General features: G+C 53.7%; 10 protein-coding genes and 1 pseudogene. 7 read left to right on the forward strand and 4 right to left on the reverse strand.

The window, feature by feature from the left end:
• Positions 1 to 23: 23 nt before the first annotated feature.
• The gene (locus tag LO50_RS11425; protein WP_044315056.1) at positions 24 to 749 is read right to left on the reverse strand and encodes an FMN-dependent NADH-azoreductase; all 726 of its coding nucleotides are present in this window, start codon (positions 747 to 749) and stop codon (positions 24 to 26) included.
• 117 nt (positions 750 to 866) lie between these two features.
• Here LO50_RS11425 and LO50_RS11430 point away from each other — a divergent pair.
• Positions 867 to 1,774 (forward strand): annotated as a pseudogene (locus tag LO50_RS11430) (LysR substrate-binding domain-containing protein).
• A gap of 55 nt (positions 1,775 to 1,829) precedes the next feature.
• Here LO50_RS11430 and LO50_RS11435 read toward each other — a convergent pair.
• Complete coding sequence (locus LO50_RS11435; RefSeq protein ID WP_044315057.1) at positions 1,830 to 2,453, reverse strand: hypothetical protein; 624 nt, start codon at positions 2,451 to 2,453, stop codon at positions 1,830 to 1,832.
• Positions 2,454 to 2,581: 128 nt separating this feature from the next.
• Between LO50_RS11435 and dndB the strand changes: the two genes are divergently transcribed.
• The 6 genes from dndB (at position 2,582) to LO50_RS24700 (ending at position 10,858) form a co-directional block, all read left to right on the forward strand.
• Positions 2,582 to 3,673, forward strand: a complete 1,092-nt coding sequence (dndB, locus tag LO50_RS11440) for a DNA sulfur modification protein DndB (protein WP_080902101.1) — start codon at positions 2,582 to 2,584, stop codon at positions 3,671 to 3,673.
• Entirely contained in the window at positions 3,645 to 5,180 is a 1,536-nt protein-coding gene (dndC, locus tag LO50_RS11445; RefSeq protein ID WP_236690584.1) for a DNA phosphorothioation system sulfurtransferase DndC, read from the forward strand. Before dndB ends, dndC begins: the two co-directional genes overlap by 29 nt.
• Before the next feature lie 2 nt (positions 5,181 to 5,182).
• Complete coding sequence (gene dndD / locus LO50_RS11450; protein WP_044315059.1) at positions 5,183 to 7,171, forward strand: DNA sulfur modification protein DndD; 1,989 nt, start codon at positions 5,183 to 5,185, stop codon at positions 7,169 to 7,171.
• Positions 7,168 to 7,542, forward strand: coding sequence for a DNA sulfur modification protein DndE (gene dndE / locus LO50_RS24140; RefSeq protein WP_080902102.1), 375 nt, complete (start codon positions 7,168 to 7,170; stop codon positions 7,540 to 7,542). The genes dndD and dndE overlap by 4 nt, the downstream gene beginning before the upstream one ends.
• A gap of 130 nt (positions 7,543 to 7,672) precedes the next feature.
• A complete protein-coding gene (locus LO50_RS11455; RefSeq protein ID WP_044315060.1) occupies positions 7,673 to 9,646 on the forward strand; it encodes a ParB N-terminal domain-containing protein in 1,974 nt (657 codons plus the stop codon).
• Between the two features lie 6 nt (positions 9,647 to 9,652).
• A complete protein-coding gene (locus LO50_RS24700) occupies positions 9,653 to 10,858 on the forward strand; it encodes a hypothetical protein (RefSeq protein ID WP_152623972.1) in 1,206 nt (401 codons plus the stop codon).
• Positions 10,859 to 11,027: 169 nt separating this feature from the next.
• Here the strand turns inward: LO50_RS24700 and LO50_RS24705 are convergent, their stop codons facing one another.
• Together LO50_RS24705 and LO50_RS11460 are read right to left on the reverse strand one after the other, a co-directional pair.
• Complete coding sequence (locus LO50_RS24705; protein ID WP_152623973.1) at positions 11,028 to 11,546, reverse strand: hypothetical protein; 519 nt, start codon at positions 11,544 to 11,546, stop codon at positions 11,028 to 11,030.
• A gap of 108 nt (positions 11,547 to 11,654) precedes the next feature.
• Positions 11,655 to 12,908 (reverse strand): ribonucleotide-diphosphate reductase subunit beta, encoded by a 1,254-nt coding sequence (locus LO50_RS11460; protein WP_044315061.1) that lies wholly within the window; start codon positions 12,906 to 12,908, stop codon positions 11,655 to 11,657.
• Between the last annotated feature and the right edge of the window lie 165 nt (positions 12,909 to 13,073).

Here is a 13,073-nt window from a genome sequence, read left to right on the forward strand (position 1 = left end):
GCCGTTTCCACGCGTTGCCCGCCTTACACCTGATTGAGCTCCACCTGCCTTTCCCGCGCATGGAGTGGGGGCGCATCGAGTGCCGACTGCAGCTCCATGACCAAGGCATCCACCTCGCGCAGCGCCTCGGCCACCGAGGCGGCCAATACCTCGCCACCGGTTTCCTGACCTTCAATCGCGATCTGATGGATGCGGGTAATCCCGATGAAATTGAGTGCCGTCACCAGGTTCGGCTCCAGGTGATTCATGTGCGCCATCTCCCCGCCGGGACCAAAGCCGATGCCGCCGCGGGCGCTGAGGATGACCGCATGCCGTGGCCGGTCCGCCAGCAACGGCACGTACGGGTCAGGTAGTTTGCTTTCGTCGACCTCGACCGTCCGGCCCGGGCGCACGATCTGGTCGATCCAGGCCTTCAGTGCCGCGGGCATGCCGAAGTTGTAGAGCGGCGTACCGATGACCAATACATCGGCGGCGATCAGCTCATCGACCAGCTGGTCGCTTTCCGCCAGCGTATCCCGCATCCACGGCTCGCGGCGCTCTTCCGGCGTAAAGCTGGAGGCGATCCAGTCATGGCTGATAAACGAAGGCGGGTTCTGGCCTATATCGCGGTAGACGATGCCGTCCTGCGCGCGGCGGGCCGCCCACTGGCTGACGAAGCGGTGGGTGAGGTTACGGCTGTGGGAACCGTGCTCGTCCTTGCCGGCAAGCCCTGGGCGGGCGCTGGCATCAAGGTGCAGAAGGTGCGTCATGGCGATTCTCCTCTGTGATTGAACTCATCTGTCGTTCGCGGTAAATCCAGCCTAGGGCTAGGCTGTACGAGCGACAAACGACCATTTCTTCCAACTACAGATGAGAGAAACTCAGCCATGGCGCATCGCCGGTTACCTTCGCTTTCTGCGCTGCGGGCCTTCGAAGCCGCGGCCCGCCACGAGAGGCCAAGCAGGCCGCCGAGGAGCTGTCCGTCACGGCCACGGCGATCAGCCACCAGATTCGTTCGCTGGAGGAATCCCTCGGCGTGGCGCTGTTCCTGCGCAAACCGCGGAAGCTGGAACTGACCGATCCGGGACGGGAGCTGCAACAGACGTTGGAAACGGCCTTCGACAGCATCAGCGCTACGGTCGAACGCCTGAGCGCGAAGCCCTGCCGCCAGGCGATCACCCTCAGCACCACACCGGCCATCGCGGTGCGCTGGCTGGTGCCGTGGGTCTGTCTGCTACGCGATTCACATCCGGATATCGATCTGCGCTTCCATACCTCCCATGAGCCAGTCGCGCTCGATGGCGTCACGGCGGATATCGCCATCCGCTACGGCGACGGCCGCTGGCCCGGGCTGGTGGCGGAGAAGCTGTTCGACAACACCTTCGTCCCTGTTTGCAGCCCGCACCTCGGCTTGCGGGATGTAACCGAGCTGCCCAAACACCCGTTGATCCACTTCCGTGCGCAAGCTGCCTTGTCCGCTCCGATTCATTGGGCGTCGTGGCAAAAGCTCGCCAACGTGCCGGGGCTGGACGTCAGCGCCGGGCTGGTCTTCTCCGACGAAACCCACGCCATCTCGGCCGCCATCGGCGCGCAGGGCGTGGCCCTGATGAGTCGACAGTTGATCGAGGACGAACTGAGGGAAGGGCGGCTGGTGCAGCCGTTCGGGCCGGAGATCGAGGGCAAACCGTTTCATCTGGTTTATCCGGAGAGCCGTCGGGATGACCCGACGGTACGGGCGGTTAGGGAGTGGGTAATGAAGGTGCCGGGTGGGTTGTGTGAGGGGAGTTTGATCTGAGGACAGACGCACCCGTGGGGAGGCCCGCTGTCCAAAAATATAGTCCGGCTCGAATCTACTGAAATGGCTTCTTTAACTCATTACTGATTTTAGATAGATCGAATAGGCATTCGTCGCGAAGCTTAGAGGCTCTTTCTTTTTCAGTGCTAATGTAGTCAATAAGAGTCTCTATCTGAGATGTGGTTGGGTATGCTCCCAAAGAGTCCAACGAGTTAAATATAGATTTCCTGATCTGTATTGTCTCGTCTCTGAAGTTGTCTAGTTTTTTTGCTATCTCAGGTTTGCCAAGAGAGCTCAAAATGAAAGAAGCTTTTCGCACATTTGCGATGTTTGCATAAACTAGGTCGGAGGTGGTTGTCAGCTTAGCGTCCAAGCTTTCTTCAACTGGTTTGCCTTGGTGACGCTTGTTGATCTTTGTCAGTTGTAACGAAAAAAACAAGTTGATCTTGTCGGCGTATTCAAAGAAGTGATCAACGCTTTGGTAGAGACGGTCAATATCCTTTTCGATTAACTTCTCTGCAGTAATTCTGCGTGCATGAGTTTTTAACGTGGAATAACCGAATAGCAAGGCTCCTAGCGGGACAAGGGTTTGCAGGAATAGAGATAAGTAGTCAAAAAAAGACTTTTGGCTGGCAAGCTCAATTAAGCGTTCAATTTGGTCGGCATTAAGGTCGAGCATCGGTCCCCCCTTGCTACTTTTTGGTTTCCATTCCCGGCGTGGTCGTCAGACCTTTGGGCGGCTGTTTGTGGCTAAAGGTGCTTTGTATGTGTGTTCGCACACAAACAATTTTGGTACCATTTTGCGCCATGACCAGTACCTTCGCCTATACCTTCCCTGCCATCCGCGGTGTTCAAGCGGGTCGGGAATACTACGTCTCGATGTGCCCCTTGCGGTTGCTGCCGAGGCTCTTTGTTTTCGACAACGAAGAGCTCGTGCCTGAGCTTAGGGCGCAGCGTTCGATCAACCTGTCCCGGGTTCCCGAGATTGCGCGGTATATCGTCGCAAACCCCGAAAGCTATACGTTTTCTGCCATCACAGCCTCTGTAGATGGTCAGGTTTCGTTTGAGCCCGTTGGGAGCGGAAGCGCCAACGCGTTCCGCATGGGGACACTGTCCATCGATATGGACGCGCGCTTTGTTGTTAACGATGGGCAGCATCGGCGCGCTGCGATTGAGCAAGCGTTGGCTGCTAAGCCGGAGCTCGGAGACGAGACCATCGCGGTGGTGTTCTTCCACGACCGCGGTTTAGAGCGCTGCCAACAAATGTTTGCCGATCTCAACCGGCACGCGGTCAAGCCGTCGCCATCGCTTAGCATCCTTTATGACCACCGGAGTGCTGCCGGTAACGTGGCGAAGCATTTAAGCCTGAGCGCGAATGTCTTCCGTAACCTGATCGAAACCGAGCGTTCATCCCTGTCGCAGCGGTCGCGCAAACTATTCACGCTAAGTGCGTTGAATTTCGCTGTGATGGAGATGTGTACCGAAAAGGACCTTGAGGACTTCCAAAGCGCTTCAGCCAAATGCATGGAGTTCTGGGAGGCGGTTGGCGAACGGATTCCAGAGTGGGTGCATGTGCGCAACGGGAAGATGACCGCTGGTGAGGTCCGCCAGGATTTCATCCATTCTCACGCCATCGTCCTCCAGGCGTTAGGTCGGGTTGGAAAATGCATCTATCGGGATGGCAAACCTAATTTGACCAAAGCGCTGGCCGGCCTTGCTGCAATTGATTGGTCTCGCAAAAACAGCGCTTGTTGGGAAGGTCGGGCCATGGTTGGCGGACGGATGTCCAAGAACAGCCAAAACGTCACCCTCACGTGTAACCAGATCAAGACGGCCTTAGGGCGCCCGCTCTCACCAGAAGAGCAAAACGTTGAAAACGCTTTCCTTGCCGCTCGGTAAGGTTACTCAGATATCGGATGGCCCAATGACTCCTCCTGAGTCCATCATTCAAGAAATCCAGAACATCTACCTGTCCGACTCCATGCCCTGGATTGTCGGCTATAGCGGCGGGAAGGACTCGACCGCATCGCTCCAGCTCATCTGGAATGCCGTGGCTGCGTTGCCAGCTGAGCAGCGCACCAAAGAAATTCACGTCATCAGTACTGACACTTTGGTTGAGAACCCGGTAATTGCTGCTTGGGTCGCCGGCTCGTTGAAGACAATGGAGTATGAGGCCGAGCGACAAGGGTTGCCGTTTGTACCCAGGCGACTAACGCCATCCTTGGAAAGCCGCTTTTGGGTGAACCTCATTGGTAAAGGCTATCCAACCCCGCGCAATCGGTTTCGTTGGTGTACTGACCGACTGAAAATCAGCGCCTCCGAGAAATACATCCAGGACCTATCCGAAGCGAATAACGAAGCGATCTTGGTGCTGGGTCAAAGGCGTGGCGAGAGTGCTGCCCGTGACAAGGTAATGGACGTTTATAGCGGTAGCTCTCGAGATCGTCTGAGCCGAAATGGTAATCCCAAGCTTTCACGCGTGTGGGTTTACCTGCCCATCGAGACGTGGAGCAGCGATGACGTCTGGATGTACATCCTGACGGAGCCGAACCCGTGGGGTGTCGATAATCAAGATTTGTTCGATATCTACAAAGGCGCCACCCCCGACGCGGAATGCCCTGTCGTCGTTGATAAATCAACGCCGAGCTGTGGTGACAGTCGCTTCGGTTGCTACGTCTGCACTATGGTGTCTCAGGACAAGTCCATGGGCGCGATGATTCAAAATGACGAGCAGAAATCATGGATGCAGCCGATTCTGGACTACCGTAATAACTATCTGACCATTCACGACTGGGATAAGCGGGACTTCCAGCGAATGAATGGCCGGATCAAGATCATGAACGAGCGTGATGAGCTGATCCACGGCCCATACCTTCAGGATTACCGCGCCACCTTGTTGGAGGAGCTGCTACGCACCCAGAAAACGGTGCGTGCGGCCAACGTGCCTGGCCATGATCAAATCGAGCTGATTCCATTGGAAGAAATGGACGCGATTCGTCGGATCTGGGTTGAGGAAAAAGGCGAGATTGAGGACCTGGTACCGCAGATCTATCAGCGCGTATTTGATGAGCCCTATCCAGGCAAACCGCTGGAGCAGCACCCGCTTGAGCCAGAAGATCTTGGGATATTGAAAGAGGTAGCTGCGGAGCTCGACCCTGAGGCTGCTGATCGGCTCTACCGACTGACTCGGAACCTGTTAGCCGTGCAGTTCCAGTCGATGCAATCTCAGAAGCGCTCTTTGCATCTGGATCGTCTCGATTCCGTGCTTAAGGCAAATGCATTCAGGACGGAAGAGGAGGCCTTGGCCTTCGCTGTTAAGCACAAACACATGAGTGAAAAAGACGAGCCTGTTCCAGATGACGAGGTTGAGTTGATCCCGCACGTCCAAGAAGAAGTTGAAGCATAAGCATGGCCAAGCTGACGATTAACCAGATTTCAATTCAAAACCTTGGCCCTTTTCGCGAGCAGCAAAGCTTTGACTTCAGCGTGAACGCGAGCCGCCCGGTGATCTTGGTCAAGGCACTGAACGGAAGCGGAAAGACGACTCTGCTGACGTCGCTCCAAATCGGCTTGTATGGGTATAAAGCTGTCAATATCGCGCGTCGCTCTGAATACGATCAGCTTGTCTCCGGACTGCAGCGTAAAGACGCTACGGGAAATGCTCGAATCGACATCGCGCTAACCATCGAGCGGGGCGCTGACCTCCAAACACTGACCCTCAGGCGTGAATGGATCCCGCGCGAATCGGGTTTACGTGAAGTTTTTAAGGTCTACCAACACGCTTTCGAAGACATCGCCCTGACCGAAGACTGGGATGAATTCATCAACAGCATTCTCCCCGTCGAGCTCGTTCACCTATTTCTATTCGATGGCGAAAAGATCGAAGCGCTGGCCAACCCAGAGCGATTGCCACAACTGCTACGACGCGCAACCGAGGTCTTTCTAGGTCTTGGGGGTATCGATGCTTTAGCCAGTGATCTTAAGGCGGTTGCGCGCCGAGCTGGCGGCAAGAAAGCCGTAGCGGGGGAGCTGAGCGAAGCGCAAACGCAGTTGGAGCAATATGGGCAACAGCTGGATCAGATCAACGAACGCATAGCGATGCTTACGCAGCAGCAGGCTCTGGCTCGTACAGAGTTGGATGATGCCCAGCGCAAAGCGCAAATCTTTGCAGTAGAGGCGCAGCGGAGTGGCCTGCAGACCTATCAGCAGGCGGCCGAGCTAAAGGGGCGGCTGGAGGTGTGCAAGGAAAGGCACACCCAGGCGCGGGCGTCTTTGGTCGCGGCGTTGGAAGATCCTCTATTACCTCTGGCGTGGCTTGGCCCTTTATGGGGCAGCTACAAAACCCAGTGGGGTTTAGACAAACAGGCTCAGAACGCAGCGCTACTGAGTGATGAGTTCATCAAGCGCGATGAACGCATCCTTGCAGTATTGGAAGCCCAGGCGCCGCAGGCACGGCAGGCCGTGGCGGATCTGCTTAAGCAGGACCTGCAAGCACTTGAGGTTGCGAAACAGCACAAGCCCATACTCTTGCCGGGCGGTGATCCGGCTGAGATCGAACCGTTGCTGCTGGTGGCAAAGAGACAACTGCAACAAGCACAGTCAGCAGTTGAACAGGCTCAGCGAGATGTAGATAAAGCCCAGAAGGCAGTCGACCAGATTCCTGACGAGGAACAGTTATCCAGCGTGTTTGCGAATATGCAGACGTACACGCAAGCCGTTTCAGACGCAGAGCTGAAATTGCGTGGGCTGGCAAAAGAGTTGGATGAAGCGCGGACCAGCCAAAACCACTTTGAAAATCGAGTTAACACTGCCCGTCAGAAGCTACGCACAGAATCAAAAGAAAGTGAATTCCAGCTTCATAGTCTCGAAGCCGCGGAGCGTGCTAAGACGGCTCTGCTTGCGTTTCGTGAGCGACTATTGGCTTCTAAGGCGCAATGGCTTTCAGAGATGATCACGGCAGAGTTCAAGCAACTGCTGCGCAAGCGCAATCTAATTTCCCGCGTGACAGTGGAACCCCAAACCTATGCGGTATCCATTGAAGACGTGAATGGCCACAGCTTGCCTATGGAGCGCCTGTCTGCCGGAGAGAGGCAGATTCTGGCTATTGCCGTGTTAAGCGCATTGATTAGCGAGCGAAAGGGGCGCTTCCCTGTTGTGGTCGATACTCCGTTGGCCCGCTTGGATCGCAAGCACCGCGAGGCACTGATCCATAATTTCTTTGCTAAGGTATCCCATCAGGTGTTGGTGCTATCCACTGATGAAGAGGTAGAGGGCAGCGTGCATGATGCTCTGGAGCAGCATATGATCCGTGAATATGCGCTTACCTTTGACGACGAGCGCCGCCGCAGCATTGCAAGCGTAAAAGCCCATCAGCTCCAGCTAGAAGCGTCATTATGATTGATCGAATTCGCCTGACGGCCGCCGCTAAGATTCAGCTTTCTACCCTTAAGCGCAAGACAGGAATTGAGCATTACAACTCAATTTGCCGGCATGCGTTGTGTCTGTCGTTGGCTAATCCATCGGTGCCGCCCGAAGAGGACTTTAACTTTAATGGTGGACTCGAAATAGACTGGCGCACAATTACGGGTGGATATGAAGACCTGTTTCTGAATATGTTGTTGCTGCGCATTCAACATGACAAAGGGTGCTCTAGTTTGGAGAATGTAAAAATTGCCTGTGCTAGTCATCTGCATAGAGGGCTTTCTTACTTGGCGGGGCGTTCCGATGACTATCTTCTCCAGGTATCTGGAAGTTTTAAGCCTCAATAGAGCGAGCGCTATGGCTTTTTGCGGGCTCGATTGGAACGCCCTGAGCTCTGGCAATCCGCTGCGGGGTCATCTATTGGCATGTAGATCCTGCAAGCATTTCACCTGGCCTGAGCTCAGATGATCAGGCAAGATGCTGTTTTTTACCTTTCTAAGGATGATCACTATGGCAATGGTGCCAGGTCCGAAAAGCATAGATCCATTTAGCCTTAAATTGAGAGGCTCCTTTGGGCGTTTTCAAACTGACTCCAGCCATACGCTGAACTATTTGTCCACCACCTTGCGCATTAACCAGCTCAGCAAGCTGCAGGTCGCGGCTGATGTATTCAACATCCGGCGCGTTGCGTTTGAGGAGTTGATTCAGAGAGATATTGATCATTCTCGAGTCGTTCGCATTGCTGATGGCTATTTGAAGATGGGGGCGCAGAGGGCTGTCTTCTTCCCTCCTTTGCTTATCTGCTTGGCAGTGATGGATGATGATAATGGTTTGAAATCAAACTACGCTTCGGTGGTACAGCAGCCTATATCGAATGCAACCTTAAGGACGGTTTACGATCTGGATGGTTTTCAGCTTGACCTTTATGAGGCTGAGCAGGGGCAAGGGCGGACTGTTGAGTGGCTCGGTAAGACAGTTGGATTCTATGATTATGCAGCAATGCTGGCGATCAATCCCGAGCGGACTAAGTTAGTTACTTTAGACGGGCAGCACCGACTGCAGGCGCTAAGGCTGCTCGATAGCCAACCGGAAACTCGCCATATCGTCGCAAACATTGAGCAGCCCGTTTGCATTGTTTGGATGCCGTTGGCAACTGCTGGGGCAGATGAACAAATTGTCAAAGATCTGCGCGATATTTTCGTCACGGTTAATTCAGAGCCGCAGCGAGTGAGCGGCCACTTTATATTGCTGCTTAATGACTCTAGTAATGCAGCATCTGCGGTGCGTTCACTGGCAAACACGTGGAAGCACGATGATTCGCCAGGCGATTGGAGCCGCCTTCATCTTCTTGAGTGGAACACCCGAGAGAACCAAAGTACCGACGCACGTCTTAGGCCATTCTCTATCACCACAGTGTCGATTATTGCCTCAGTGCTTGAGGTTTATCTATTCGGCGTGACTCGCCTGGCTCCAGCGATGCTGAAGCTGGATGAACGTGAAGCTGAGCTTAATGATGCAGACCCGCAGTTTGATCCGTCAGGTATGCGCAACTCTGCCCCAGGGCTACGAGTGGATCCGATAATTCGCGAACAAATTGATGCACATCTGACTCCGGCTTTGTCGTTCCTTTTAAGGCAATTGCGTCCTTATCGGGAATTAGAGGCACGGCTTGGTGATGCGTTCGCTAAAATAAAAAACCAAGCGGTTCGCGGAAATCCTGCAAGTTCAAGTTTGTCAACTTATTTGAGCCGTTTCGTATATAGCGAGCGTGAGATGTATGATGAGCTTGCACATGGTGCTTGGGGGGTATTCAAGTCCGATACGCAGGTGCCCGCTGAGGATATAATATATATGCGCCAAGCGTTCCAGCAAGGCTATATACGCTTTTGGCTAATGCTTGCACGCGAGCTGGTGCATCAGGGGGTTGGTAACATGGAGATCGCGCGCGCGGCGGTTTCGGCTACTAACCAATTCGTTGCTTCGCCTGAGTATAATTATCTAAGCGAACATCAAGCATACACTCGTCGTGTCCTCTGGAAGAATGACACTATCAACTTCAGTGCTAACTGGGCTCGAGATGCATGGGCCGACGTTCAGGTCGCAACGCTCCTTCGTAGTGACGTTCGCGCGGCTTTGCTGGGCGAGCTTAAGGCTGTAATGAATGATGATCAGCTAAACGCTTTTGAGGGTCGATTAGAAACATTAGGCATGAATGCGGCCCTTCGATACTCCTCAGCGCTGCTCGATCAAGTCGTGCGTGATGTGCGGCGTAATTTGCCAGATTTCTTTGGTGAAACTGAGGCTGGGGTATTGCGAGATATGCGTAAAAACGACCCTGCCTCATTCGACCAGGCCACCGGAGCGATGGCTATGGAGAAATTTGAGGAAGCTTTGGGCCGTTTCGCTAATCAGCTTGAACAGTTACCTGCAGACCTATGGCCCGTGGAGTAAGCCTGAGTGCTCTGGGCACAAGGAGCGCCAGTAGGCGACGAACGCATAGTCTATGTAAAGCACTCTGATATGGAGGAAGCAGCGCTTCACATAAGCTGTGGCGACTGGCCAACTGTAGAGCGTGTCGTTAGGGTGCTTCCGGCGGGGTGCGCGCATCTGCAGGCAATAGATGCATTAGTTCGTTTGCAGTCTGTTGATGACGCCTGTCAGCAACAGTCAATTGACACGCCTGCGTTCCTTGGGGCTTTAATAGAGCTGCAATCTCCGGTAAGAGGTATCGTCCAAGCTGCTTGCGAGCTCTTGAATGCTTTACGACGCTACGATGTCAATGCGGTGCGTAGCTATGGCACCCAGTTAGGGATCCTGTGCAGTGCAACTACTACTTTACCCCGGAGCACGCAGCGGTTACTTGTCAAACTTGCGCAATTCGTTGACGAGTTTGGGCGTACATCTTTGCACGAGTGGACTCTCCCCGCATTCTTCTTGCATGAGGATACATCTGCCAAAAATCGAAGCTGGTGGAAGAAGCCATCTTCTTTAGCTGAGTCTTTCGATAAGGCGCATCAGCGGTTTCCGGCGATACTCACAGGATCTGTTCCTCCAAGCTTACTAAAGATTCGTACATGGATCCGTGCCTTACAAGAGCAGGCAGCGGAACTGCATTTGTCAAATCCATCAATACAGACAGAGTCTGATGTGTTTCGCCAGGCCTCTGCGTTTATGACTGCTTCCGCGGATATTCACTATGCTAATAATAGCTATGTTCTCGCTCTGCTAGCGTTACATAGGGCTGCTGAATGGTTGCTAGCTGCGAAATGTGCGGATCAAGAGCTACTGGATTTCTCCTCGTATGATGGAGTCCGAATGGCGGTGGGAGAAAAAAAGCAGGTCAGCTTCGACGTCTTACTCACTTCGTTTATTAATCAAGGTCAAACTTTGAATGGTATGGCGGCAGATCTTGCAAAATTAAACACCTGGCGTAATCTTTTTGCTTATACGCATCATATGTCTTGCCCTCGTTCGGACGATGCGAATATCTTATTCTCTAAAGTAAGGGGCGGGCTACCTAGCATCGCCAACACCAAATGGAAACGCGCAGTAGAGGCTCTTAGTCTGCCTTGGCCGGTTTCATTGGAGGATATGCTTGACCCTAACGGAGAACTGCGAAATTCTTTTATGGTGCTTTCGGTGGATGCTTTAATACTCGAATGAAGCGACGATTGCGCTTTCGTTTTGGAGGTCGGGGCACTTCTTGTCGGTATCGACGGCGTCGTCGCGAAGGAACCGTTCGATCGGGAGCGAGAGGGTGGGCTACAGGCTTATGATGGTTTATTCACTGCGGCGCTTTCACATCTTTTTTATCCAATCGCGTTTCGTTGGATCACATTGCTAGCTCTTCATCAGAAAAAATATGCATATATTTATGTCTAATTTTGATTAGCTCTATCGTTGTTCGGTTTTTTCTTTCTGTTACCGTTTTATATTGTTTTTTGAACTCATTGTTGCTAAGCGCAGGTGCTATTCTTTTAAGCTCCTGATCCATGCTGTCAGATATTTCAAGTTCTTTTAACCATATTCGTAGATGTCGCGTAGCTGAATTCTTCTCTTTTTCATGCAGCGCCTGTATTTTTAATACTATTCCTGAAGCAATGAGGCTGCCGCCTATTGCTGCTATGGTGAAACTGAACAATGTCGAGGAAAGTGATAAGGAGGGAAACTTTTCTACCATGACTGCATGTTTCGCCATATCAGAAAGCGTGTGACTCAGCCATGCTCCGTATAGCGAAAAGCATACGCCTAAGGCAGCTAATAGAGATGGCTTTCTGTATAGGGTCCCGGATAAAATCCCCCAAGAGGATATAATAATCAATAATATTGAAGTTACAGAAAATTCTAGCATCGATGATTAAGCTTGTTATGCGGATAGTATAAAGCCTGCCTTAAGCAGGCTTTATATGGCCACCAATTTTCAAAACATATGTAGGTGAAGATAAGTGGCGCTAATCATTTAGTCCCAGCTCAACGCCCCACCCGTCTGATACTCAATTACCCGCGTCTCGAAGAAGTTCTTCTCCTTCTTCAAGTCCATGATTTCGCTCATCCATGGGAACGGGTTCGTCGTGCCCGGGTACTCTTCCTTCAGTCCGATCTGCGTCAGGCGGCGGTTGGCGATGAACTTGAGGTAGTCCTCCATCATCGAGGCGTTCATGCCGAGCACGCCGCGGGGCATGGTGTCGCGGGCGTATTCGATTTCCAGCTGCGTGCCCTGAAGGATCATCTGGGTCGCTTCGTCCTTCATGGCGGCGTCCCACAGGTGCGGGTTTTCGATCTTGATCTGGTTGATCACGTCGATGCCGAAGTTCAGGTGCATGGACTCGTCGCGCAGGATGTATTGGAACTGCTCGGCGGTGCCGGTCATCTTGTTGCGGCGGCCCATGGAGAGGATCTGGGTGAAGCCGCAATAAAAAAAGATGCCTTCCAGTACGCAGTAGTAGGCGATGAGGTTGCGCAGGAACTCTTTATCCGTCTCGACGGTGCCGGTGGTGAAGTTCGGGTCGGAGATGGAGCGGGTGTACTTGAGGCCCCATGAGGCCTTTTTCGCGACGCTCGGGATCTCGTGGTACATGTTGAAGATCTCGCCTTCATCCATGCCCAGCGATTCGATGCAGTACTGATAGGCGTGGGTGTGGATCGCCTCTTCGAAGGCCTGGCGCAGGATGTACTGGCGGCACTCGGGGTTGGTGATCAGGCGGTACACGGCCAGCACGAGGTTGTTGGCGACCAGGCTGTCGGCGGTTGAGAAGAATCCGAGGTTGCGCTTGACGATGCGGCGCTCGTCCTCGGAGAGGCCGTCCGGCGTCTTCCACAGGGCGATGTCGGCGTTCATGTTCACTTCCTGCGGCATCCAGTGGTTGGCGCAACCATCCAGATACTTCTGCCAGGCCCAGTCGTACTTGAAGGGGACGAGCTGGTTGAGGTCGGCGCGGGCGTTGATCATCTGCTTGTCGCCGACGTGAACGCGGGCGGATTCGCCTTCGAGTTCGTCCAGGCCTTCCTGGATGTCGAGGTCGTCCAGGGCTTTCTTGGCGCGGGCGACGGCAGCGGAGTCGTCAGAGGCAACGGCGCGGGCTTCTTCGACGGAGCCGGCGGCGTCCTGGTCGAGTTTGGCGGGAGATTCAGTCTTGGCGGCAGCGGCTTGAGGGGCGGCGGGCGCGGTGGTGGTGGTGGTTTCTTCTTCGTCGAATTCGTCCCAGCTCAGCATGGCGGTTTCTCCTGATTGGGGACCGGCTTGGCCGGTCGGGAATGTTTTGGGCTTTTGTGTGTGCACGCAAAAGCGGTGTTTTGTTGGGGGAGGGTGGTGGTGCCCTGCGCCCTTTGTGTTCTGTATCGGGTCGGGAGCTGGGCCCGGCCTTTGTGTTGTCTGGTG

Source organism: Stutzerimonas stutzeri (assembly GCF_000935215.1).
Lineage (GTDB): Bacteria > Pseudomonadota > Gammaproteobacteria > Pseudomonadales > Pseudomonadaceae > Stutzerimonas.